We start from the raw sequence: 22,132 nt of genomic DNA on the forward strand, positions 1-22,132 counted from the left end.
TTGTCGGATCTGCCCCTGATCGCCGCCCAGGTTTTAACGTCGCCGAAACCGTGATCCCCGCCGGAGGCCGCCGGTCTGGCACGATCGGGTCGTGTTTCCCTCCACCTCGCCCGACACCGGCCGTGACCCGTGGGCCGACGACGCCCCTGACGGGCCCGCCGGCCCGGCTGGCGGGCCCGCACCCGGGCCCCGCCCCGCCCCGGCCGACGACGGCGGGAACCGCCGCGAGCGCGGCCCGCGCCGGTTCCGCAAGGGCGGTGCGCCGCGCCGCAGCGAGGACGACGTCGTCGAGCCGGACGAGGAACCGATCGAGCCGGTCGAGGTCCGCCGGCCGCTCTCGCTGACCGTCGCCGGCTTCGCCGCGCTGCTCGGCGTCGGCCTGGTGCTCGGTGCGCAGACCGCCGGCCCCGGGCACCGGCTGCCGTTCGCGTTGATCGTGTTCGGCGTCCAACTGCTCTTCGTGCTGGCCTGGACGATGGCCATGCGCCCGCCCGCGCTGCTGCTGGTCGCGCTGACCAGCGGCGCGGTCGCTGCGGCGGCCGACGTCGCCGCCGTGCAGACCGACGTCGCCGGGCTGGCCCCGCTGGGCTACGTGGCGCTGGGTGGCTTCCTGCTCGGCGTGCTCGGCCAACTCGTCCGTCGGGTGGACCGGGTCCGGGTGACCGACTCGCTCGGCACCACGCTGCTGATCGTGGTCGGCGTGGTGGCGTTCGCCACCCTGATCACGCTCAGCCGGATTCCGGCCGGCACCCAGGCGATCACCGTCTGCCTGGCCGCCACCGGCGTCGCCCTCACCGTGGCCCGGCTCACCGACGCGGTGCTGGCCTGGCCCCGGCTGGCCCCGCAGGTGCCCCGGGGTGCCGCCGGGGTGGTCGTCGGCGCGATGGTCGGCACCCTCACCAGCGCCCTGCTCGGCAGCTACCTGATCGGTTTCACCCCGACCAGCGCCGCGCTGATCGGGCTGGTCACCGCGGCCACCGCCGTCCTGGCCGACCTCGCCGTCGGCTACGCCGAGGCGGGTCGGCTGATGGCCGGCGAGTTGCCCACCATGTGGATCGCCCGGCACATGCAGGGTCCGCTGGGCGGGTTCGCGTTGGCCGCTCCGGCGGCGTACGCCATGTGCGTGCTCTTCCTCTGATCCGGGGTTGGGCGCTGCGGTGCTCGGGTAGTAGCGGTGCGCCGTGACGGCGGCATCGATGGCGGCACGTCGCGGACCGCGACGGCGACGACGGACGGAGACAGGCGTGGCGGAGACGTACGAGGAGCGGCCCCGGCGGCGCGGGCGCAGGTGGCTCGTCGTACTTGTCGTCCTGGTGCTGATCCTGGGCGGGCTGCTGGTGGTGGCCGACCGGGTGGCGGCCGGCCTGGCCGAGCGGGCGATCGCCGACCAGGTGCAGCAGGCGGTCACCAAGCAGGACGCCAGCTCCGCGCCGCCCCAGGTGGACGTGGGCGGCTTCCCGTTCCTCAGCCAGGTGTTCGGCGGCCGGTACGAGCGGATCTCCATCGTGCTGACCGACGTGCAGGGCTCCGTCGAGGGCAACACGGTCAGCCTGCCCCGGCTCGACGTGGACGCCCGCAACGTGCACGCCTCGCTGGACACCATCCGCTCCGGGCAGGGTGACGTGGTGGCCGAGACCGTGGCCGGCACCGGCACGGTCACCTACGAGAGCCTGGCCGAGTTGCTGGACCGGCCGGGGCTCAAGCTCGGTGAGCAGAACGGCAAGCTCGCCGTGACCGCGCCGGTCGACATCCTCGGCCAGAAGCTCACCGTCACCGGCACCGCCGACGTGACCGTGGCCGACGACGGCAAGGTGGCGCTGCAGTTCAGTGACCTGAACGCCCAGGGGCTGCCGGCGGTGCCGCTGGCCCGCACCCTGCTGAACAACTACGCCCGGGGCATCTCGGTCGACGTGCCCCTGCCGGAGCTGCCGTTCGAGCTCAACGTGCGCAAGGTCGAACCGCGCCCGGAGGGGCTCACGGTGACCGCCGACGCGAAGGACGTCCCGATCAACTCGGTGGGCTGAGTGACGGCTCAGTCCTGGTCACGGCCCGGCCCCGGAGCTTCCCGGCACCGCCGGGTCGTGTCCCGTATGCTGGTCGGCCCCTGGCACTCTCCGGGACGGCTGGTAGGCTCCGACACCATGGGGACGCACCTCACCAAACGGCGCGCGGTCGACCTGTGCCGCGTGGCCACCTGCCTGTGTCGCTCCGTCATCTGACGGCGGGGCTGTCTCCGGCCGCTTAGCGGCAACCGCACCCGAGGTCCACTGACCCTTCGGTGCCACCCTCCGAAACGCCCGGCAGCGGCGCCGTCGCACGAACCCGTGATCCGTTCCTCTATGGGTCCTGCGCATGGTGCGACATCACCGATCTCCACCCGCGCTGGCTCACCACCCATCCTCACCAGGGAGTGATCTGATGAGTCGCGACACCGCACTCGTTTCGGCCGAATGGGCCGAGAAGAACCTCGACGCCCCGGGCGTCGTCTTCGTCGAGGTCGACGAGGACACCTCGGCGTACGACACCGGCCACATCGCCGGTGCCGTCAAGCTCGACTGGAAGACCGACCTCCAGGACCAGGTCCGCCGGGACTTCGTCAACAAGTCCCAGTTCGAGGCGCTGCTCTCCGAGCGGGGCATCGGCAACGACGACGTCGTGGTCCTCTACGGCGGCAACAACAACTGGTTCGCCGCGTACGCGTACTGGTACTTCAAGCTCTACGGCCACCGCGACGTCAAGCTGCTCGACGGCGGTCGCAAGAAGTGGGAGCTGGACGCCCGTCCGCTGGTCACCGACGCGGTGACCCGCCCGGCCACCCAGTACGTCGCGAGCGAGCCGGACACCTCGATCCGGGCCTTCCGCGACGAGGTCGTCGCCGCGATCGGCACCAAGAACCTGGTCGACGTGCGCAGCCCCGACGAGTTCGCCGGCCGGCTGCTGGCCCCCGCCCACCTGCCGCAGGAGCAGGCGCAGCGGGCCGGGCACATCCCCACCGCGATCAGCGTGCCGTGGTCCAAGGCGGCCAACGAGGACGGCACCTTCAAGTCCGACGACGAGCTGCGCAAGATCTACGCCGACGCCGGGCTGGACGACGGCAAGGAGACCATCGCCTACTGCCGGATCGGCGAGCGCTCCTCGCACAGCTGGTTCGTCCTCCAGGAGCTGCTCGGGCACCCCAACGTGAAGAACTACGACGGTTCCTGGACCGAGTACGGCTCGCTGGTCGGCGTGCCGGTCGCGCTCGGTGACGAGCCCGGGGAGGCCTGAGCCATGACTGCTCCCACCGCCGCCGGTTGCGCCGCCCCGGACCAGGCCGCGCCCCTGCCGGCCAGCCTGGACCTGGAGAAGGAAACCGTCATCACCGGCCAGGTGCTGGCCGAGTCGGGCGATGTCGTAGCGGGCGCGTACGTCCGGCTGCTCGACTCGACCGGTGAGTTCACCGCCGAGGTCGTCACCTCCCCGGCCGGGCAGTTCCGCTTCTTCGCCGCGCCGGGCAACTGGACCCTGCGGGCGCTGTCCCGGCACGGCAACGGCGACACCGCCGTGACCGCCGCCCGGGGCATCAACGAGGTCTCCGTCACGGTGGCCTGAACCACGCTCTGATCGGCCCCGGGGCCGGTCACCCCACCCGGGGTGACCGGCCCCGAGCCGTCCCACCGCAGCCTGCCGCCCGCCGGCCCCGCCCGGCAGCCCTGGCGAGGTGCTCGTCGCCTGGCAGCCCGTGTGGGGTGCCCGCACCGGCCGGCAGCGTCAGGAGGTGCAGCCGTCCGGGTGGTCGACCCGCCGGATGCAGCGACGGCGTCCGCTGAGCCGGCGGTCGCAGAAGACCGGGTGCTGCCGGTCCGTCGCGCCCTCCTCGGAGACCGTCGTCTCGCCGAGCACCAGCTCCGGCAGGAACGCCAGGGACCGGCCGATCGCGCGGGCCAGCAGCCGCGCCGCCGGCAGGTCGTCGGCGGCCACAGTCAGGTGTACGACGTACCGCTCGCGCTCGGTCGCGACGGTCACCAGCGCACCACCCGGGGCCCGAACCGGGACTGCCAGTCGCGGAGCGCACCCTTGATCCGCCCGTTCTCCTCGTGGGTACGCCGCAGCTCGGCGTGCAGCGCGGCCAGCTCGTCGGCGATCCGGTGCAGGAACCCGTCCACCTCGCCCGGGTCCAGCCCGTGCCGGGACCGACCGAACCGTTGCTGCCGCACCTGACTCGCGCAGAGCGGCCGGTACGCCGAGGACCGGTAGTGGTGGCCGGTGTTCTGCCATGCCGGCGGCCTGGACCGGGCGGCTGCCGCCGGTCGGTGGTGGTGGCCGGTGTTCTGCCGTGTCGGCGGCCTGGACCGGTCAGCCGGTCGGGTGGCGGGCCGGTTGTCGGCGCGGTGGGTCGCGACCTGGTTGCTTCCCGGCTGGCGGCTCGCAGGCCGGTCGGTGGTGCGATGCCTGGCCGGTGGACGCCGGTCGGGTGGCCGCTCGACCGTCGTGGACCGGGCGGTTGCCGTCGACCGGTTCCGGCGGAACAGCCGGAGGAACCTGCGCACGATGAGGACCACCTCTCCGCAAGGGCAGCGGGAGTTGCTGCCGTGGAAGGTGGCCGGGGCGGGCAGGTTCCCTTCCAACTCCGACACCCGCCCCGACCGGGGGAAGAGCCCTGCTCGTTGCCACGCGAGGAGGCGCTCGTGACTCAACTTATTGGAAGAACTGGAAAGAGTCAACGATTGGTTGCGGTGCGTAGTTGCACGTCGTGATGGGGGCGTGATCGAATCGCTAGTGCCACGCGAGGAGTGCCATGCCTGCGACCCCGGACTACATCCGGATCTCCGACGAGATTGTTGCCGACGTCAGGTCGGGTAAGTACAAACCGGGGGACAAGCTGCCCTCGATCAGCGAGCAGTGCAGCCGGTTCAACGTCAGCCCGTCAACGATCAACCTGGTCAACGTGCGGCTGGAGGCGCTCGGGGTGATCAGCCGCCATCAGGGCAAGGGCATCTACGTGACCGACCCGGCTACCTGGCTGCGCAAGCCCTGACCGGCGGTTGGCGCTCCTGCCTCTGGTCATGCGGTATTGATGCCGTAACCCTGGCCGGCAGTTGACCGTTCCGGGTCACTCCTGCGGTGGTGGTACGCCTGCGCGATCTTGGAAGATCTCGGCCCCTGGAGGGGTCGTCCGGCTCCAAGATCTCTCATGTCGGGGCGGAACGACTCCCTGGAGACCGCCACTGGCGGGCAATCCGAGTCCTCGACCGCTGGAGTAACGACCTTCTGCCGGGGCAGGCACTTACCGAGGCCGGTCAAAGTGCCCATGATCAACTCAATGTCGCCGATGTAGCGGTATCCGCCCGCTCTGATACCGCTACATCGCCGCAATAGCGAGCCCGGCCGCCCGGCCGTCCAGCCCCGAGCCCGGCCGAGCCGGGCGAGCGCGGTGGGTGTGGGTTGCGGACACGGCGGTGGCCGCCGACCCGGGCGGGGTCGACGGCCACCAGGCCGAACGGTTACCGGTCTAGCTGCCGGACACCCGTGCGCCCGCACAGGTCGACGTCGGGACCAGGCCGAAGTCGAGGGTGCCGACGATGCCCGCCTCGACCTTGGTCCGCTGGGCCTGTGGCACCCAACTGTCCTTGGCCACGATCACGTCGTACCGGCCCTTCGGCAGCCACCAGGCGTACCGGCCCTGACCGTCGGCGGTCAGCGTGGTGCCGGTGGTCGAGCCGACCAGGTTCAGTCGGATCGTGGCCGGGACGCCGACGGTCTGGCCGCCGCAGGTCACCCCGGTCACCGTGCCCTGGATCTTGCCCCAGTTGTTCGGCGGCGAGACGTTCATCTCCACCCCGACCGCCGGCACCGGGTACGGGGTGTCCGAGGTGATCCCCAGCTCACCCGAGTACGTCCCCGGCTGGGCCACCCCGGCCGCCGCCGTGGCGGTCAACGTGACGGTGACCGTCTGGGACGCGCCGGGTGCCAGCGTGAAGCTGGTCGGCGCAGTGGACAGCCACGACAGGTCGCTGGCCTCCGCGCAGCCTTCCAGCCCGCCGAGCCGCTCGCTGTCCGCCGAGCCGACGAACGAACTGGGCGAACCACCGATCTTGTACGCCCCGCATGCGGCGGCACCCCGGTACCGGCCGAACTGGGCGTTCGGCAGGTTCCGCCAGGCCCCGGTCACCGGGTCGAAGCCGACCGTCCGGTTGGTCACCGACGTCGAGTTGCCGGTCACCCCGCCGGCCAGCACCAGCAGGCCACCGGCCGAGGCGTACTGGGAGCCCCACAGGTCGACCGGGAGGTTCGGCAGGGCGCTCCACGCGTCCGCCGTCGGGTCGTACCGCCAGGCGTCGGTGTAGGCGGAGTCGGCGACGCCGCCCGCGCAGTACACCTGGGCGCCGATCCCGCCGCAGGACAGCCAGGAGACCGGATGCGGGTAGGCCGTACCGGCACGGAACGTCCCGGTACGCGGGTCGAACACCACCAGTCGGTTGGTCTCCGTGCAGCTGGCGTCGACGCAGCCGCCGACCAGGTACACCTTGCCACCCGCCACGGCGGTGCCGGCTGCGGCGGCGGGTGCCGGGTTGACAGCCCCGGCCAGGGTGCTCCACGTGCCGCTGGCCGGGTCGAAGACGTCCACCGACGGCTCCAGACCGTCGCTGGCACCCCAGCCGCCGATCACGTACAGCTTGCCGCCGATCCCGACGGCGGACGGCTTGGAACGGGCGTGCGGCAGGTCGGGCAGCGCCGTCCAGGTGCCGGTGGCCGGCTCGAAGACCCACGCCTTGCGCTCGTTGCCGGTGTCCCCACCGCCGCCGACCGAGTAGACCTTGCCGTCCAGGTTGGCCGCCGCGTTGTCGTAGATCGCGGCGGGCAGGTCGGCGATCCGGGCCCAGGCGTCGTCGGCCTGCGGTGCGGCGTCGGCGGTCCCGCCGCCGTACCGGGCACCGGTACGGGCGGTGCTGATCCCCTTGACCACCTGCTCCCGCAGCGGAGCGCCGCCGGTCGAGAGCACCTCGAACCCGCCACCGCGCTCCAGCAGCTCCACGGTGGCCGGGGCGGTGCCGGTGTTGCGTACCGTCACCTTGGCGTTGCGGGTGCTGCCGTACGCCTGGTGTGCCTCGATGTCGGTGGTGCTGACGGTGAGCCGGCCGGCGGCCAGCGCCAGGTCGGCCCGGCGGGTGCCGTCCGCCACCACGTTCACCGACTGGGTCACCGCCGTGTACGGCGGCCGGGCGGCGGTGAACGGGTGGGTGCCGGTCAGCCCCGAATACAGGTGGTAGAAGCCGTCCGGCAGGTTCGGGTCGTCCGGGGTGGCCGCCGAGACGGCCGTGTCGGTGGGCCGGTCGACGCTGGTCACGGTCACCCCGTCGACCGCCGCGCCGGTGTTGCGGTCGGTGGTGTTGCCGACCACCAACCCACCCGGTACGGGCGTGCAGTCCCGGTTGACCAGCTCGACGTCGTCCACCTGCCACCACCAGGCGAAGGTGCCCTTGAACCGGAAGCGGACCAGCGCCCCGGTCGACCCGGCGGCCGGGGTCAACGGCACCTCCTCGACCCGGGGCCCGCGCCGGCTGGCGGTCTGGTGCCAGACGTTCGTCCAGCTCGCCCCGGCGTCGGTGGAGACGTCGATGTCGGCGGTGTCGCTGATCCCGACCGCCCGCCAGTCGCTGCGGAAGCGCAGCAGCGGCGCGGCCGAGGCGGACAGGTCGACCGCCGGGGTGACCAGGTCGGTGTCCTGGGTGTTGCCGGTGCCGAGCTTGTCGCTGTCGACGATCGCGAACCCGCCGGAACCGCCGGTCAGGTTGCCCCGCGCGCCCGGGTCGTCGAAGGCCCAGCCGCCCTTGTCGGTGCGGTTGCGCACCGACCAGCCGTCCGGCGTGGTGCCGCCGTCGAAGCTAGACGTCAGCAGTGGCGCGCTGAGGCTGCCGGTGTAGCCGGCGGCGGCGCAGGCCGCCTCGACCGGGACCGGGACGTCCGCCGTGACGGCTGTCGACCCGACGGTCAGGTCCTTGGTCACCGTGCGGTAGCCCGGGTACTTCGCGGTGACGGTGAGCTTGTAGTCGGTGTTGCCGGCCACGGTGAAGGAGTACCGGCCGGTCACCGGGTCGGTGAAGACCGGTGCGCCGGGGCGACCGGTGACCTCGATCTTGGCGTACAGCGGCCAGCCGTGCCCGGAGCCGTCGGTGACCCGGCCGGAGACGGTGACCGTCGGCGTCGCCGTCAGGGCGAAGTCGCGGGTGACCGCGCCGTCCTCGGGGACGGTCACGGTGCCGGTCGCGGTGCGGAAGCCGTACGCGGACACGGTCAGGGTGGTCTCGCCGGCCGGCACGGTCAGCGTGTACCGGCCGTCCGCGCCGGTGACGACGCTGCGCTCGCCGTCGGCGACGGTGGCACCGGCGACCGGGTCGCCGCTCGCCGCGTCGGTGACCCGGCCGGTGAGCTGGCCGACCGGCCCGCGCGGGGCCTGCCGCACCGCCTCGTACGCGTTGAGCCGGCCCTCGCCGAAGACGTTGTTGTCGGCGGCGGTGCCGCCGCAGGTGGTCGCGTCGACGTCCGTCGCGGTGCGGTCGAGCAGCGCCTCGGTGGCGGCGACGTCGCCGCGCAGGCTGGGCGCGGCGGACCAGACCAGGGCGACCGTGCCGGCCACGTGCGGGGCGGCCATCGAGGTGCCGCTGAACGCCGCGTACCCGCCGCCCGGGACGCTGGAGCGGACGTTGCTGCCCGGGGCGGCGATGTTCGGCTTCAGCCCGGCCGGGTCGGTGGAGTTCCCACGACCGGAGAAGCTGGAGATGTTGTTGTTCACGTCGTAGGAGCCGACCGCGTACGCGTTGGGGTTGTCGCCGGGGGAGCCGGCGCTGCCGCAGGCCGGGCCGTCGTTGCCGGAGGAGAAGACCGGGAACATCCCGGCGGCCCGCCAGGCGGCCACGGTCTGCTGGTACCAGGGGTCTCCGCCGTCGCCGCCCCAGGAGTTGTTGACGATGTCGGGACGCAGGTCGGGGCGGGGGTTCTGGCCGTTCAGGTCGGTCGGGGCGAGCACCCACTGACCGGCGGCCAGCAGGGAGGCGTCCGAGCAGCCGTTGGTCTCGCAGCCCTTGGCGGCGATCCACTTCGCGCCGGGGGCGACGCCGACATGGTTACCGGCCCCATCGTCGCCGACCATGGTGCCCATGGTGTGGGTGCCGTGGTCGTTGTTGTCGCACGGCGCGTCCTGCGGGCAGATCTGCGCCGGGTCGTACCAGTCGTAGTTGTGGTCGAAGGTGCCGCCGCCGAGGTTGCCCCGGTACGACCCGACCACCGCGGGGTGGTCGAACTGCACCCCGCTGTCGATGTTGGCGACCACCAGGCCCTCGCCCCGGTCGCCGAACTCGTCCCAGACCCGGGGTGCGCCGATGTTGGTCAGCCCCCACTCGACGGCGTTGGTGCCGGCGCGGGCGGCGGTGCTGCGGACCGGGCGGACCAGCGGGTAGCTGCGGGTCGGGGCGATCCGGGCGACCTCGGGCCGGGCGGCGACGGTGTCCAGCAGCGCCCGGTCCCCGGTCACCCGCAGCGCGTTGGCGATCCAGTACGCGGTGTAGGTGGCCTTCCGCTCGTCCAGCACCGACCGCAGGTCGCGCTGGGTCCGGTCGGCGGTGGTGGTGAGCAGCCGGTAGACCTCGCCGGCGCGGGCGTCCGCGCTGCGCAGCCGGGCCGCCTCGGCCAGCGGGGCCTGCTCCCGCAGGTAGACCAGGAAGGTCTCGGTGCCGTCGGCGAGCCCGTCGAGGACCTGCTGGTCCACGGTGGCCCGGGGTGCGGCCGGCGCGGCCCCGGCGGGCAGTGCCGGCTGGGCGGTGAGCCCCAACAGTCCGGCCGCGAGCGCGGCCACCAGTCTCCACCGGGTCGGTCGTCCGGTCGGTCGTCTGAGCACAGTTCCTCCCCACGTCGTCGGGCCCGAGAGGTTCGGGTCCGGCCGCGTGTGCCGGGGTCGCGGCCACGCGAAGCGGCTGAGGAGGTGGCCGGTGGTGGGTGGTGGTGGTCCCCCACGGCCGCTGTGCATCATGCTCAGTCGGGGAACCAAGCTGATCAATGGATCGGGTCGGTCAGTATTTGGTCAGTAACCAGGCGCCACGCTGACCGCTAGGCTGACAACTGCCGCAGCCGGTACCCGTCGTGGGGCAGACGGGGCCGTCGGGAGGGGCGGCAGGTGCGGTCCTGGGGAGGACGTGTGACCGGTGTCGACATCCCGTTCGTGGTCTGTGTCAGCGCCGACGTCTCGGTCCGGGAGCGGGTGGTCCGCCGGCTCGACGACCTGGGGCCGGTGGTGATCTGCGCGGACCTGGCCGAGCTGCGCGCCATGCTCTTCCCCACCCCGACGGTCTCCGCCGCCGCACCCTCGCCGGAGCCGACCTCGGTACGCTGCGGTGACCTCGTCGTCGACCCGGCCGGTCACCTGGTCACCTGGCAGGGGGAGCCGTTGGCGCTGACCCGGCTGGAGCGGGTGCTGCTGGCCCGGCTGGCCGGCGACCCGGGGGCGGTCTGGAGCTACGAGCGGATCTTCGGTTCGGTCTGGGGCGGCGCCTGGCTGGGTGACGCGGCGATCCTGCACTCGGCGGTCAAGCGGCTGCGCCGCAAGCTGCGCGCGGTCTCCGGCGGCCCGCAGGTGCAGACCGTGCGCGGCGTCGGCTACCGGCTCGCCGTACCGCCCACCTAGCCCGACACGCGGACTGGCGGCCGGCGGGGCATGGCCGGCGGCCGGCCGGCGGGCGTGGCCCGGCCGGTGGGTGTGCGCAAGCCGGTGGGTCGGCGGGCGTGGGTGGGCTGGTGGGTCGGCGGTGGGGCCGTGACACGATGATCCCGTGAGCGGTGCCGTCCATCCGGGGTACGCCCCACCGACCGGTCCGTCCGCGCCACGCCGTCGGTTGCCCTGGCTGCTGGCCGTGACGGTGGCCTGGGCGGTGCTGCTGGGCGCGCTCACCTGGTGGTCGGCCCGGCACGACGCGCCGACCGTGCGGGAGCAGCGGACCCTGGCCCAGGCCGGCCCGGTCGTGGACCGGGCGCTCGGTGAGCTGGTCGCGGCGGTCGGGGACGGTGCCTGGGCGCTGACCGGGCCGCAGGTCGAGCGGGGCTGCCGGATCACCCCGATGTCCGCCGGCGCGACCCTGAGCCGGGGGCTGGACGTGCTGGTCGCCGAGGGTGGCGAGCGGGCGTTGCTGGAACGCGTCGCCGACCGGCTGCCGGCCGACTGGCGGGCCGGGGTACGCGCCGGCTCGGCCGGCCCCCGGCTGCGCGCCGACGCGGGGGAGTTCGTCGCCGTGCAGGGGCGGGTCACCAGCGGCGGCCGGGTCCGGTTCACCGCCGACACCGGCTGCCGCCCGATCGGCGCCGGCTACCCGCAACCGCCGGCCGCCCCGGCCGACCCGACGCTGGACGGCGCGCTGCGGGCACTGGGCCGCCCGGCGCAGTCCGCCCCGGAACTGGTCACCGCCCCCTGCCCCGGGGGTGGCACGGCCCGTACCGTCGCCGTCTCGGCCGGTACCGCGCCGGTTGCGCTGGCCGGGCTCCGCCCGCTGGCCGCCGGCTCCCCGGTGGTCGACCTCCCCGAGGCGTACGCCTACCGCAGCGGCCCGGCCACCGTGCTGGCCGACGGCACCGGCGCGCAGGTCCGGCTGACCGCCTCCACCGGTTGCCCGGCCTGACACGCCTCGGTCGGCCCGCCGTCGCCGCCGCTCGGGGCCGGTTGCCCTGCCTGCTGCCCGCCGCTCGGGGCCGGCTGTCCCGCCTGACCGGGCCCGCCTCGCCCGTCCTTCGGGTCAGTGGCCGTGGTGGTGGTCGTGCGGGGCGCGGCTGCGGCCCAGGGCGTCGACCAGGCCCCACCGGCCCGGGATGTCCAGCAGCTCGACCCGTCCCATCCCGTTCGGCACCATCGGGTCGATGATCAGGTGTTCTCCCTGTGGCTCCAGGCCGAGCATCACCCGTAGCAGCAGCAGGGGCGTGCCGGCCGACCATGCCTGCGGGCTGCACGCGGTCGGGTACTGCACCGGGTAGTCGGTCAGGTTGCGCTCGTAGCCGGCGAACGCCTCGGGCAGCCGCCCGTCGAAGTGGCGGGAGGTGTCGAGCAGTGCCTCGCAGACCCGGCCGGCCTCCTCGCGGAAGCCGTACCGGGCCAGGCCCCAGGCGATGAAGGCGTTGTCGAACGGCCACACCGTACCGACGTGGTAGCCGATCGGGTTGTAGCGCCCCTCGCCGGTGGCGAGGGTGCGCACCCCCCAGCCGGAGAAGAGCCGGGGGCCGAGCAGATGCTCGGCGATCCGGGCGGCCCGGGGCTCGTCGACGATGCCACTCCACAGCAGGTGACCGATGTTGGAGCTGAGCGAGTCGACGTGCCGGCCGTCCGGGTCCAGGGCGACGGCGTAGTAGTCCTTGCCGGGAATCCAGAAGTCCCGGTTGAAGCGTTCCTTCAGCGCCGCCGCCTCCCGCTCCAGCCGGTCGGCGTACTCCGGGTCGTTCCAGAACAACCGGGCCATCCGTGCGCCGCGCAGCTTGGCGTCGTAGGCGTACCCCTGGATCTCGCAGGTGGCCCGGGGGAAGCCGGGCAACCGGCCGTCGGCGTAGGAGATGGCGTCCCAGGAGTCCTTCCAGCACTGGTTCTCCAGCCCGGTCTCCGGGTTGCGGGTGCGGTACCAGACGTAGCCGGTGCCGAGCAGGTCGCCGTAGCTGTCGATCCAGTCCAGCGCCATGCGGACGTTGAACTCCAACTGCTTGACCAGCGTGACGTCGCCGGTCCACCGTTCGTACTCGTCGACCAGGATGACGAAGAGCGGGGTCGAGTCGGCCGCGCCGTAGTAGGGCGAGTGGGGCTGCTCCTCGAAACCGGCCGTCTCGCCGTAGCGCAGCTCGTGCATGATCTTGCCGGGTTCCTCGTCGCGGAAGTCGTCCAGGCGGGAGCCCTGCAGCCCGGCCAGCATCAGCAGGGTGGGCGGGACGAGCTCCGGCAGGAAGGGCAGTAGCTGGAGGCAGGTGAAGATGCTGTCCCGGCCGAACAGGGTCATGAACCACGGCAGGCCGGCGGCGAGCAGCCGGACCCCCAGCGTGATCGACTCGTACCGGAGGGCAGCCAGGTCGTGCAGGCTCTGCCGGTACGCCTCGACGAGCGGCTCGCAGTCGCAGCCGAGCTTCGGCGCCCGGTCGATCAGTTCCTCCTGCTCGACCCGGATGGCGGCCGGGCTCCGCGTGCCACCCAGCCGGGTGCTCGTCCGGACGTCCTGGCCCTGGGCCCCGTGGATGATCGGTGTCACGGTCAGGCTGGTGGCCCACTCGGAGTGTGCGCCGACGATGACGGACCAGGTCATCCCGCCCTGGTCGACGTGGGCGTCGGCGCTGCTGGTGACCACCGCCTCGCGGTGGAAGCTCTCCCGGCGATAGGTCAGCCGCAGCTCGTTCTCGCCGGCGGTGGCGCTGGTGCGGCCCTTCTTCGGGCGCTTGTGCTTGATCTCGAAGAGGTCGGCGAAGTCGGAGCCCATCTCCAGTCGCAGGTTGAACCGCATCTCCCGGCCGGAGTGGTTGAGGACGGTGAGTTCCTCGGTGAGGTTGCCCCCGATCGATCGGCTGCGGATCACCGACACCTTGGCGTCGAGATAGTGCGTCGGTTCGCCGGGAACCAGGAAGAAGCGGGTCTGGTAGGAGTGCGCGTCGTCGACGGAGAGGGCGTGCAGCCGCTCGCCGTCGAGGGTCAGCAACCAGGTGGAGAGGAACCGGGTGTCGAAGGAGAACATCCCGGTGGGGAAGGCGAACGACGGTTCGACGTCGCCCCGGCGGTCGCAGACCAGGAAGGTGTTGCCGTCGAGGATGCTGACCCGCTGCTGCATCATCCGCGTCTGTCCTGCCCTTGTCCGTCCGGCTCGCGTCCGTCCCGCTCGCGGGCAGCCTGCTCGCGGGCGGTCTCCCGGGGGTCGCGGACGCCCGGCGGGTGGGGGAGCAGGGTCCGGAAGAAGAGCAGCAGCGCCACGTTCCCGCTGAAGGTGGCTTCGTTGCGCAGCACCGCCGAGAGGCTGTGCGCCTGACCGCGGATCATCCGCTCGAACAGGTCGGCGCTGCTGGTCCAGATCGCGTCCGCCGGGCCGCGGTCGCGCTGCACGGTCACCCTTCCCGGGCCGAGGTGGACCAGCCAGTGATCGGTGCGGTCGCTGTTGGTGAGGTCGATCCGAAGCGTCCCGGTGACCGGGACGTGCGGGATCGCCGGGGCACGCTCCGGCAGCGCTGTGAAGAACTGCTCGGTCGCCTCGTGCACATTCGAATGGTAGGCACTGAACCGGCAAATGGGTTCAGTATCGACACTGCGCCCATAACGGGCAGAGGGTGCAGGTTGAACGGTGGGCGGTCAGTAGACCAGCGCCTGGGCCCCCTCGGCCATCGCCTCCTCGACGAAGACGGCCGCACCGGCGATCCGGACGCCGGGCAGCACGTCGTCCGGGCCGATGTCCCGGCGGGCGGCGCACTGCGTGCAGGCGGTGACCTGGCCGGTGGCGAGGATGACGCCCAGCAGGTCGGCCAGGGGTGCGGAGTGTGGCAGCACGAACTGCTCGGCCCGGCCGGGCACCGCGAACCAGGTCGACTCGCCGGTCAGCCAGAGCGACACCGCCACCCCGGCCGCGGCGGCCGTGGCGGCCACCGTGAATGCCTGCGCGCACCGCTCCGGGGCGTCCGCCCCGGCGGTGGCCTTGACGACGAGAGTGCGGCCCATGACGCCCAGCATAGGATGACCATGATGGTTACCGAGATCGGGTTCGTCAGCCTGCTGGTCGCAGGTCTGGGCGCGCTCGCCGGTGGCCTGGTCTACCTGGCCGTACGCCTGTCGAGAGGTAAGTGGTGAGCGCGAGGAGTGAGCCGGGGTTGCGAGCCCCGCAGTCGCGAACGAAGGTGGCCCGGTGAGCGCGAGGAGTGAGCCGGGGTTGCGAGCCCCGCAGTCGCGAACGAAGAAGGTAGCCCGGTGAGCGAGAATCCCCTCCAGCCGCCGTGGCTGAACGCGCCGCCGGTCGAGGCGTACCCGTACCAGGAGAGTCACGACCTGCGGGTCGGCCCGAAGCTGCACCCGGCGCTGGACGGTCTGCTGCCGTACATCGGGGTGTGGCGCGGTCGGGGTCGGGGCGGGTTCCCCACCATCGAGGACTTCGACTACGCCCAGGAGATCCGGATCAGCCACGACGGCCGGCCGTTCCTGTTCTACGAGTCCCGGGCCTGGCTGCTCGACGAGGAGAGCAGCCCGATCCGCCCGGCCGGGCGCGAGGTGGGCTGGTGGCGTCCGGTGCTGGACGGTGAGCGGGTCACCGACGAGTTGGAAGCTCTGATGACCACCCCCACCGGGATCATGGAGCTGCACATCGGCAAGCGCAAGGGCACCCAGATCGAGTTCGCCACCGACGCCGTGGTGCGTACCGCCACCGCCAAGGAGGTGACGGCGGGCGCCCGGCTCTTCGGCATCGTCGAGGGGGCGCTGCTCTACGCGCAGGAGATGGCGGGCATGGGGCACAGCCTCTCCCCGCACCTGTCCGCCCGACTGATCCGGGTGGCCGGCTGAGACGTCGGCGGTCGCCGATCCCGTGAGCCGATGTGGTGGTGTCCGTCTCGGTGGGACACCGCTACGTCGGCCTCCCTGTGCCGATCATTCGTAGCCCAGCAACTCCTGGAGGCGGGGGGTGTGGGCGGCGGGTGGGCGGGGGGTGCCGTCCAGCGTTCTGACCTCCACCAGGCCCCGGACCGACGAGGTCAGCCAGACGCCGGCGGCGGCGTGCAGCCCGGCCGGGGTGACCATCCGTTCGGCGTGCGTCAGGCCTGCCTCGGCGGCGTGGTCGAGCAGCCAGCCGCAGGTGGTGCCGGGCAGGATGCCGGTGCACGCGGCCGGGACGGTGCAGAGCGTGTCGCCGTCCAGCCAGACGACGTTCGCGCCGGGCCCTTCCAGCACGTAGCCGTCGGAGGAGACCCAGAGCACGTCGTCCACCCCGGTGCGGGCGGCCCAGCGGCGGGCGGCGCTGTTCGCCCCGTACGAGATGGATTTGATGCCGGCGGGGAGCCAGTGCAGCTCGGGGCGGGCCGTGGCCGGCACCCCGAGGGGCAGGGTGGCGACGGTGACCCCCTCGCGGCGGAGTCGCTTCGCGGCGGCCGGCACCTCGGCGAGGGTGGCGTACACGGTGGGCAGCCCACCGCCCTCCGGCCCCCGGGTGCAGACCAGGCGCAACGCGCCCTCGACCTCGCCGGGCCATCCGGCGGCGAGGCTGTCCAGCAGCTCCACCAGCACCTGGTCCGGGGGCAGCGGGAGTTCCAGGGCGGCGGCACCGACCCGCAGCCGGGCCAGGTGGGCGGTGCGCAGCCAGGGGCGTCCGCCACGCAGGTGCATGGTCTCGAAGAGGCCGTCCCCGCGCAGCACACCCAGATCGTCCCCGCGCAGCGCCGGCTCCGTCACGGGGACGACGCCCCGGCCGAGCACCGCGATCCTCGACGCCACCATGACCGCCGAGCCTAGCGGCGTACCCCCGGCACCCCTGCAGGCCGGCGGCCCGGCAGTGACGCAGGCCGGCGGCCCGGCACCGGCGGAGGGCCGGCGGTCCGGCGGTGGTGGGCGGTGGCCGGGAGGTGGCCCGGTGGTGGCCGGGCGGTGGCCGGCGGCGGCCGAACTATGATCGGACGGTGTCCGAATCCTCCCTGGCGGAAGTGCTCCGCTCCCGTGGGCTGCGGCTGACGGCGCAGCGGCAACTGGTCCTGCAGGCCGTGCTCGACCTGGGGCACGCCACACCGGAACAGGTGCACACCGCTGTCCGGGAGGTGGCCGCCGGGGTCAACATCACCACCATCTACCGGACCCTGGAGCTGCTGGAACGGCTCGGCCTGGTGACCCACACCCACCTGTCGCACGGCTCGCCGACCTACCACGCGGCGGGTGAGCACCAGCACATCCACCTGGTCTGCCGGGAGTGCGGCGCGGTCGACGAGATCGACCCGGAGCTGATGCGCCCGCTGGCCGACCGGCTCGCCGCGGAGCGGGGCTTCCAGGTGGACATCGGGCACGTGGCGCTCTTCGGCGTCTGCGGCAACTGTGAGAACGGGGAACCGACATGATCGACATCGCGGGAGCGGTGGCCGTCGAGGCGATCGACGAGGCCAGCCGGGACCAGCCGGACCCCGAACACCGGGCGGCCGGGGTCCGGGGTGTCGCCGCGCACTACGGCGACCCGATGCGCGAGCAGCGCACCCTGGCCACCGGGGTCGGCCTGGTGGACCGCTCGCACCGGGGTGTCATCGCCGTCTCCGGCCCGGAGCGGATCGGCTGGCTGCACACCCTGACCAGCCAGCACCTCGCCGCCCTTGGCCCCGGGCAGGGCACCGAGCTGCTGGTGCTCAGCCCACACGGGCACGTCGAGCAGCACGCGATGGTCGCCGAGGACGGCGAGACCACCTGGCTGGACACCGAGCCGGGGATGACCGCCGGCCTGCTGACGTACCTGGAGAAGATGCGGTTCTTCAGCCAGGTGGAGCCGCGCGACGCCACCGCTGGGCACGCGCTGCTGTCGCTTGTCGGTCCGCAGGCCACCGACGCCGTCGCGGCGCTCGGCGTCACCGGCCTGGCCGCGCCCGAGGCGCTCGCGGTGCCGGGTCCGAAGTTCCGCTCCGGCGAGCTGCCCCCCCGACCCACCATCGGGTACGACGTGCAGCCGCTGACCGGCGGCGGCTGGGCCCGACGGGGCCTGCTGGGAGTGGACCTGCTGGTACCCCGGCCGGCCCTGGACCAGGTCGTCGCCGAACTGCGCGGCCACGGGGTTCCGGCGGCCGGGCTGTGGGCGTACGAGGCGGTGCGGGTGGCCGCCCGACGGGTGCGGGTCGGGGTGGACACCGACCACCGGACGATCCCCGCCGAGGTGGGGCTGATCGCCCCGGCCGTACACCTGGACAAGGGCTGCTACCGGGGGCAGGAGACGGTCGCCCGGGTGCACAACCTGGGCAAGCCGCCGCGTCGGCTCGTCCTGCTGCACCTCGACGGGGTGACCACCGACCAGCTTCCGGCCGCCGGCACCCCGGTCACCCTGGACGGCCGGACGGTCGGCTTCGTCGGCACCGCCGTGCACCACTTCGAGCTGGGTCAGGTCGCCCTGGCGGTGGTCAAGCGCAACCTCCCGGACAACGCCCGGCTGTCGGTGGGCGAGACCGCCGCCGCCATCGACCCGGAGTAAGGGTGTTGCTCCTGCGCGCGGTGCGCGGGATTTCTTCCTCTCCAGGGCGATGTCGCAGGTGAATCTTCCTGTGCTGCCGTCGGTTTCGGTCGTCGACTGGACCCGGGTGCGACGGTTACCATCGCCGGCATGACGACAGGGACGTTGATCACGGTTGCCCCGACCGGCGCGGAGTCGGCCAAGGCGGAGGTGCCGGCGCTGCCGGTGACCCTCGACGAGCTGCTGCTGACCGCGAAGGAGTGCGAGGCGCTCGGCGCTGCCGTGATCCACGTCCACATCCGCGACGACCAGGCCCGGCCCACCCTCGACCAGGGCCGGCTGCGGGAGACCGTGGCGGCGCTGCGCGAGGGCACCGACCTGATCGTGCAGCTCTCCTCCGGCGGTGCCGTCACCGACCCGGAAGCCGACCGGCTGGCCGTGCTGGACGCCGCGCCGGACATGGCCTCCTGCACCATGGGCACGGTCAACTTCGGCGACGACGTCTTCCTCAACCGGTGGGACTTCATCGTCGACCTGCACACCCGGATGCAGGAGCGCGGCATCCTCCCCGAGTACGAGATCTTCGACCTCGGTCACCTCGCCGCCCTGCAACGCCTGCTCGACCGGTACGGCCTGCCGCACGGTGGGCACGTGCACGTCGACTTCGTGATGGGTGTGCCGGGGGGCATGCCGGGCACCACCGCCACCCTGGTCGCCGCCCAGCAGTTGCTGCGTGACCTGCCGGGGGGCACCACCTTCTCGGCCACCGGCATCGGCCGCAGCACCATCCCGGTGATGCTGGCCTCGCTCTCCACCGGCGGCCACCTCCGGGTCGGCATGGAGGACACCGTGACGTACGCCAAGGGTCGCCCGGTGGAGTCCAACATGCAGCTGGTCGCCCGCGCGGTCGGTTTCGCGCAGCTCGCCCAGCGCCCGCCGCTGACCACCACCGAGGCCCGCCGGCTGCTCGGCCGGTAGTCCGCCCCGCGTCCGGCCGCCGGCCCGGTATCGGTGGCCCCGTGTCGGCGGCCCGGTGCCGGCCGGTAAGCCGCGCCCGGCCCGGCGCTCTTTACGCCGGTGGCCGACGTCGCAGGTCACCCGGGTGTCGGGCCCGCCGACCCCCGTCGGTACCTTCCACTTCGTGGTCAACGTGTACGAGGGTGGCGAGCCGCTCGCCGAGGTGGTCCGGTCCGGGTTCGTGGAGGGCGTGCACCGCGGCTCGGTGGTGGTGCTCGACGCCGCCGGTGAGCCGGTGGCCGGTGCGGGGGACCGGACCTCGCCGATCTTCCCCCGGTCGGCCAGTAAGCCGTTGCAGACGCTCGGGATGCTCCGGGCCGGACTGTCGTCGACCGACCCCGCCGACATCGCGCTCGTCTCGGCCAGCCACGCCGGTGAGGAGTTCCACCTGGCCCGGGTGTCGGCGCTGCTGCGCTCCGCCGACCTGGACCAGGAGGCGCTGCACTGTCCGCCCGACCTGCCGTTCGGCGAGGCGGCCCGGGAGGCTGTGCTGCGGGCCGGCGGTGGCCCGAGCCGGCTGGCGATGAACTGCTCCGGCAAGCATGCCGGGATGCTGCTGACCTGCCTCGCGGCCGGCTGGCCGCTGGACGGCTACTGGCGGCCGGAGCACCCGTTGCAGCGGCGGTTGACCGCCACGGTCGAGGAGTTCACCGGCGAGCCGGCGGCGGCGGTCGGGGTGGACGGCTGCGGAGCGCCGGTGCTGGCGGTGTCGCTGACCGGGCTGGCCCGGGCGTTCCTGCGACTGGTGACCGCCGAGCCGGGTTCCCCGCCGCGCGCGGTGGCGGATGCGATGCGCGCCCATCCTGAGCTGGTAGGCGGCACCGGGGCGGACGACACCCGGCTGATGCGGGGCGTACCCGGGCTGCTGGCGAAGATCGGCGCGGAGGGGGTGATCGCCGCTGCGCTGCCCGGCGTCGGCGCGGTGGCTCTCAAGATCGACGACGGTGCCGCCCGCGCCCGGATGCCGGTGCTGGTCTCCGCGCTGCGCCGCCTCGGCGTGCAGGCCCCCGTCCTCACCGAGTACGCCGAGGTCCCCCTCCTGGGTGGCGGCCTCCCCGTGGGTGCCATCCATTCCACCTGGTAGACCGCCCACCATCCGCTTTCCGTCGAGCGGGCTGCGGACCGGACATACCGGGCCACAACGCCCCCTGTTACCTTGCTAACTGTGGCAAGCGTTTTGCTTGCTGGAGCTAGCAGTGCGGACTACCGTGGGGGTATGGCCGCACCCAAGGACCTACCCGACGTCGGCGGATTCATCCGTGACCTGCGCCGGAACGCCAAGATCTCGCTCCGCCAGCTCGCCGAACAGGCGGGGGTGAGCAACCCCTACCTCAGTCAGATCGAGCGGGGCCTGCGGAAGCCCAGCGCCGAGGTGCTCCAGCAGCTCGCCAGCGCGTTGCGGGTCTCCACCCCGGCGATGTACCTGCGGGCCGGGCTGCTCGACGACAAGGAGGGTCAGGGGGTGCTCGCCGCGATCGCGGTCGACCCCGACCTGACGATGGCCCAGAAGCAGTCGCTCAGCCAGATCTACGAGACCTTCCGCCGGGAGAACACCCGCCTGGCCGAGGCCACCGCCAGCCAGCCCGTCCCGGACGCGCCCGTCGTCCCGGATCCGCCCGCCCCGGAGCAGGCGGTCACGGATCAGACTGTCGTCACGGACCAGCCCGTCCAGGATCAGGTGGTCACGGACCGACCAGTCGTCCCGGATCAGCCCGTCGTCACGGATCAGCCCGTCGTCACCGATCGGACCGCCGCCGCGGTGGAACGGCCGGACGCAAGTCCGGTCGCACCGCCATCGACCTCGTCGTTCCTCACGTCGCCGACGCCGCCCACGGTGCCGACGGAGGCGGCGGCCGGGGTCACGCCGGCCGCCACCGGGCCCACCACCCCGGAGGGCACCCCGACCGAGGCCGTCCTCGAATCGGTCGCCGTCACCGAGGCGGGCGCCGCTCCCGCCCCCACGACCGGCGAGGCGCGCACCGCGCCCGCCGTCAGCGAGGCGGGTGCCGCGCTCACCGGCGAGGCGGGCACCGTTCCCGCCACCGGCGAGGCGGGTGCCGCGCCCGCCGCCGGCACCCGGGCCAGCAAGGCGGAGGCCACGCCCACGACCAGCAAGAGCAAGGCCGCCGGAGCGGCCGAGGAGGAGTTGTCATGACCCAGCCGAAGACCAACCGCATTCCCGCCCCGCTCTACGCCGCCGCCGGCGCCGGTGAGCTGGCCTACCAGCAGCTGCGCAAGCTGCCGACCGTGGTGACCGAGCTGGGCAACCGGGTCGTCACCGACGGCACCAAGGTCGTCGCCGAGCTGGGCGGCAGGGCCGTCGTCACCGGTGTCGAACTGCGCCAGAAGGCCACCGAGACCTTCCGTACCGCCAACCTGACCGCGACCGGCCTGCGCGACAAGGCCGCCCCGGCCGAGCTGAACCTGGACAAGCTGCGTACCGAGCTGAACCTGGACAAGCTGCGTACCGAGCTGGACCTGGACAAGCTCCGGGCCGAGCTGGACCTGGACAGGTTGCGTGGTGCTGCCACTCGCAACGCCGCCGTCGTGCTCGCCGGGGCGCAGGCCGCCCAGGAACGGGCGCTGGCCGCGTACGGTGCGTTGATCGCCCGGGGTGAGCGGGTGGTCGGTGCCGGTGTGCTGGAGGCAGCAGACACCGTCAACGCCGACATCGAGGCGACCGACGCCACCGTCCCGGCCGAGGTGCGGACCGGACCCGCCCAGGACGCCACGCCCGCCCCGGCGGACGTGACGAAGGTCGCCGCGGACCCGGTGCCGACCCCGGCGGACGTGGCCGAGGTCGTCGAGGCCAAGCCGGCCGCCGCCAGGGTCGCCCGGACGCGGGCCACCAAGGCCGCTGCCAAGCCGGCTGTTGCCAAGCCGGCCGGCACCGGGTCGGCGAAGCCGCCGAAGGCCACGAAGCGGACCCGCCCGGCCGCCGAGTGACATTTGCCGACACCGGCCCCGGAGGC

At 73.2% G+C, this 22,132-nt stretch carries 21 protein-coding genes and 2 pseudogenes; 16 read left to right on the forward strand and 7 right to left on the reverse strand.

Annotation, left to right across the window (positions count from 1 at the left end; translation table 11 throughout):
- The first annotated feature begins 91 nt into the window (after positions 1 to 91).
- The 5 genes from ACIG87_RS16810 (at position 92) to ACIG87_RS16830 (ending at position 3,591) form a co-directional block, all read left to right on the forward strand.
- Positions 92 to 1,138, forward strand: a complete 1,047-nt coding sequence (locus ACIG87_RS16810; protein ID WP_396851412.1) for a hypothetical protein — start codon at positions 92 to 94, stop codon at positions 1,136 to 1,138.
- Positions 1,139 to 1,244: 106 nt separating this feature from the next.
- Positions 1,245 to 2,024 carry a DUF2993 domain-containing protein gene (locus tag ACIG87_RS16815; protein WP_396851413.1) on the forward strand — a complete coding sequence of 260 codons (780 nt, stop codon included), beginning with the start codon at positions 1,245 to 1,247 and terminating at the stop codon, positions 2,022 to 2,024.
- 117 nt (positions 2,025 to 2,141) lie between these two features.
- Positions 2,142 to 2,219, forward strand: a complete 78-nt coding sequence (locus tag ACIG87_RS16820) for an Ms5788A family Cys-rich leader peptide (RefSeq protein WP_323135737.1) — start codon at positions 2,142 to 2,144, stop codon at positions 2,217 to 2,219.
- 199 nt (positions 2,220 to 2,418) lie between these two features.
- Positions 2,419 to 3,267: a sulfurtransferase gene (locus tag ACIG87_RS16825; protein ID WP_396851414.1), complete on the forward strand. Its 849-nt coding sequence runs from the start codon at positions 2,419 to 2,421 to the stop codon at positions 3,265 to 3,267.
- 3 nt (positions 3,268 to 3,270) lie between these two features.
- Positions 3,271 to 3,591, forward strand: coding sequence for a DUF1416 domain-containing protein (locus ACIG87_RS16830; RefSeq protein ID WP_396851415.1), 321 nt, complete (start codon positions 3,271 to 3,273; stop codon positions 3,589 to 3,591).
- A 165-nt stretch (positions 3,592 to 3,756) separates the two neighbouring features.
- Here the strand turns inward: ACIG87_RS16830 and ACIG87_RS16835 are convergent.
- A pseudogene (locus ACIG87_RS16835) lies at positions 3,757 to 4,008 on the reverse strand (hypothetical protein); the annotation flags it as partial.
- The gene (locus ACIG87_RS16840; protein WP_396851539.1) at positions 4,002 to 4,511 is read right to left on the reverse strand and encodes a DivIVA domain-containing protein; all 510 of its coding nucleotides are present in this window, start codon (positions 4,509 to 4,511) and stop codon (positions 4,002 to 4,004) included. The pseudogene ACIG87_RS16835 and the gene ACIG87_RS16840, both read right to left, overlap by 7 nt.
- 266 nt (positions 4,512 to 4,777) lie before the next feature.
- On the opposite strand from ACIG87_RS16840, the gene ACIG87_RS16845 reads away from it, so the two are divergent.
- The gene (locus tag ACIG87_RS16845) at positions 4,778 to 5,017 is read left to right on the forward strand and encodes a winged helix-turn-helix domain-containing protein (protein WP_396851416.1); all 240 of its coding nucleotides are present in this window, start codon (positions 4,778 to 4,780) and stop codon (positions 5,015 to 5,017) included.
- Positions 5,018 to 5,491: 474 nt separating this feature from the next.
- Here the strand turns inward: ACIG87_RS16845 and ACIG87_RS16850 are convergent, their stop codons facing one another.
- Entirely contained in the window at positions 5,492 to 9,874 is a 4,383-nt protein-coding gene (locus ACIG87_RS16850; RefSeq protein ID WP_396851417.1) for a S8 family serine peptidase, read from the reverse strand.
- A gap of 297 nt (positions 9,875 to 10,171) precedes the next feature.
- Between ACIG87_RS16850 and ACIG87_RS16855 the strand changes: the two genes are divergently transcribed.
- Both ACIG87_RS16855 and ACIG87_RS16860 read left to right on the forward strand, forming a co-directional pair.
- On the forward strand, positions 10,172 to 10,657 hold the full coding sequence (locus tag ACIG87_RS16855) for a winged helix-turn-helix domain-containing protein (RefSeq protein ID WP_396851418.1): 486 nt from the start codon (positions 10,172 to 10,174) through the stop codon (positions 10,655 to 10,657).
- A 208-nt stretch (positions 10,658 to 10,865) separates the two neighbouring features.
- Positions 10,866 to 11,642 (forward strand): hypothetical protein, encoded by a 777-nt coding sequence (locus tag ACIG87_RS16860; protein WP_396851540.1) that lies wholly within the window; start codon positions 10,866 to 10,868, stop codon positions 11,640 to 11,642.
- 114 nt (positions 11,643 to 11,756) lie between these two features.
- On the opposite strand, the gene ACIG87_RS16865 is transcribed toward ACIG87_RS16860, so the two are convergent.
- The 3 genes from ACIG87_RS16865 to ACIG87_RS16875 form a co-directional block, all read right to left on the reverse strand.
- Positions 11,757 to 13,811 carry a glycogen debranching N-terminal domain-containing protein gene (locus ACIG87_RS16865; RefSeq protein WP_396851541.1) on the reverse strand — a complete coding sequence of 685 codons (2,055 nt, stop codon included), beginning with the start codon at positions 13,809 to 13,811 and terminating at the stop codon, positions 11,757 to 11,759.
- A complete protein-coding gene (locus tag ACIG87_RS16870) occupies positions 13,811 to 14,233 on the reverse strand; it encodes an SCP2 sterol-binding domain-containing protein (protein WP_396851419.1) in 423 nt (140 codons plus the stop codon). Before ACIG87_RS16870 ends, ACIG87_RS16865 begins: the two co-directional genes overlap by 1 nt.
- Before the next feature lie 90 nt (positions 14,234 to 14,323).
- Positions 14,324 to 14,698, reverse strand: coding sequence for a DsrE family protein (locus ACIG87_RS16875; RefSeq protein ID WP_396851420.1), 375 nt, complete (start codon positions 14,696 to 14,698; stop codon positions 14,324 to 14,326).
- A 12-nt stretch (positions 14,699 to 14,710) separates the two neighbouring features.
- Between ACIG87_RS16875 and mtfM the strand changes: the two genes are divergently transcribed.
- Positions 14,711 to 14,815 carry a small membrane protein MtfM gene (mtfM, locus tag ACIG87_RS16880; RefSeq protein ID WP_067315095.1) on the forward strand — a complete coding sequence of 35 codons (105 nt, stop codon included), beginning with the start codon at positions 14,711 to 14,713 and terminating at the stop codon, positions 14,813 to 14,815.
- Between the two features lie 117 nt (positions 14,816 to 14,932).
- Positions 14,933 to 15,520, forward strand: coding sequence for an FABP family protein (locus ACIG87_RS16885; protein WP_396851421.1), 588 nt, complete (start codon positions 14,933 to 14,935; stop codon positions 15,518 to 15,520).
- Positions 15,521 to 15,604: 84 nt separating this feature from the next.
- Here the strand turns inward: ACIG87_RS16885 and ACIG87_RS16890 are convergent, their stop codons facing one another.
- Positions 15,605 to 16,447, reverse strand: a complete 843-nt coding sequence (locus ACIG87_RS16890) for an aminotransferase class IV (protein ID WP_396851422.1) — start codon at positions 16,445 to 16,447, stop codon at positions 15,605 to 15,607.
- Positions 16,448 to 16,626: 179 nt separating this feature from the next.
- Between ACIG87_RS16890 and ACIG87_RS16895 the strand changes: the two genes are divergently transcribed.
- The 6 genes and pseudogenes from ACIG87_RS16895 to ACIG87_RS16920 all read left to right on the forward strand — a co-directional run bounded on the left by ACIG87_RS16895 (position 16,627) and on the right by ACIG87_RS16920 (position 22,106).
- Positions 16,627 to 17,055 (forward strand): Fur family transcriptional regulator, encoded by a 429-nt coding sequence (locus tag ACIG87_RS16895; RefSeq protein ID WP_396851423.1) that lies wholly within the window; start codon positions 16,627 to 16,629, stop codon positions 17,053 to 17,055.
- Entirely contained in the window at positions 17,052 to 18,164 is a 1,113-nt protein-coding gene (locus tag ACIG87_RS16900) for a YgfZ/GcvT domain-containing protein (RefSeq protein ID WP_396851424.1), read from the forward strand. The genes ACIG87_RS16895 and ACIG87_RS16900 overlap by 4 nt, the downstream gene beginning before the upstream one ends.
- Before the next feature lie 129 nt (positions 18,165 to 18,293).
- Complete coding sequence (locus ACIG87_RS16905) at positions 18,294 to 19,121, forward strand: 3-keto-5-aminohexanoate cleavage protein (RefSeq protein ID WP_396851425.1); 828 nt, start codon at positions 18,294 to 18,296, stop codon at positions 19,119 to 19,121.
- A gap of 163 nt (positions 19,122 to 19,284) precedes the next feature.
- Positions 19,285 to 20,244 (forward strand): asparaginase, encoded by a 960-nt coding sequence (locus ACIG87_RS16910; RefSeq protein ID WP_396851542.1) that lies wholly within the window; start codon positions 19,285 to 19,287, stop codon positions 20,242 to 20,244.
- Between the two features lie 132 nt (positions 20,245 to 20,376).
- Positions 20,377 to 20,775: pseudogene (locus ACIG87_RS16915) on the forward strand (helix-turn-helix domain-containing protein); the annotation flags it as partial.
- Between the two features lie 536 nt (positions 20,776 to 21,311).
- Entirely contained in the window at positions 21,312 to 22,106 is a 795-nt protein-coding gene (locus tag ACIG87_RS16920; RefSeq protein ID WP_396851426.1) for a hypothetical protein, read from the forward strand.
- Positions 22,107 to 22,132: the final 26 nt, after the last annotated feature.

The sequence above is a fragment of the Micromonospora sp. NPDC051925 genome, assembly GCF_044548625.1.
GTDB lineage: Bacteria > Actinomycetota > Actinomycetes > Mycobacteriales > Micromonosporaceae > Micromonospora.

Excerpts from the sequence above, each read along its gene's own strand:
- ACIG87_RS16820 (WP_323135737.1), top strand. The coding sequence starts at position 2,142 with ATGGGGACGCACCTCACCAAACGGCGCGCGGTCGACCTGTGCCGCGTG.
- mtfM (WP_067315095.1), top strand. The coding sequence starts at position 14,711 with ATGGTTACCGAGATCGGGTTCGTCAGCCTGCTGGTCGCAGGTCTGGGC.
- ACIG87_RS16825 (WP_396851414.1), top strand. The coding sequence starts at position 2,419 with ATGAGTCGCGACACCGCACTCGTTTCGGCCGAATGGGCCGAGAAGAAC.
- ACIG87_RS16900 (WP_396851424.1), top strand. The coding sequence starts at position 17,052 with ATGATCGACATCGCGGGAGCGGTGGCCGTCGAGGCGATCGACGAGGCC.
- ACIG87_RS16830 (WP_396851415.1), top strand. The coding sequence starts at position 3,271 with ATGACTGCTCCCACCGCCGCCGGTTGCGCCGCCCCGGACCAGGCCGCG.
- ACIG87_RS16905 (WP_396851425.1), top strand. The coding sequence starts at position 18,294 with ATGACGACAGGGACGTTGATCACGGTTGCCCCGACCGGCGCGGAGTCG.
- ACIG87_RS16920 (WP_396851426.1), top strand. The coding sequence starts at position 21,312 with ATGACCCAGCCGAAGACCAACCGCATTCCCGCCCCGCTCTACGCCGCC.
- ACIG87_RS16890 (WP_396851422.1), bottom strand. The coding sequence starts at position 16,447 with ATGGTGGCGTCGAGGATCGCGGTGCTCGGCCGGGGCGTCGTCCCCGTG.
- ACIG87_RS16845 (WP_396851416.1), top strand. The coding sequence starts at position 4,778 with ATGCCTGCGACCCCGGACTACATCCGGATCTCCGACGAGATTGTTGCC.
- ACIG87_RS16865 (WP_396851541.1), bottom strand. The coding sequence starts at position 13,811 with ATGCAGCAGCGGGTCAGCATCCTCGACGGCAACACCTTCCTGGTCTGC.
- ACIG87_RS16875 (WP_396851420.1), bottom strand. The coding sequence starts at position 14,698 with ATGCTGGGCGTCATGGGCCGCACTCTCGTCGTCAAGGCCACCGCCGGG.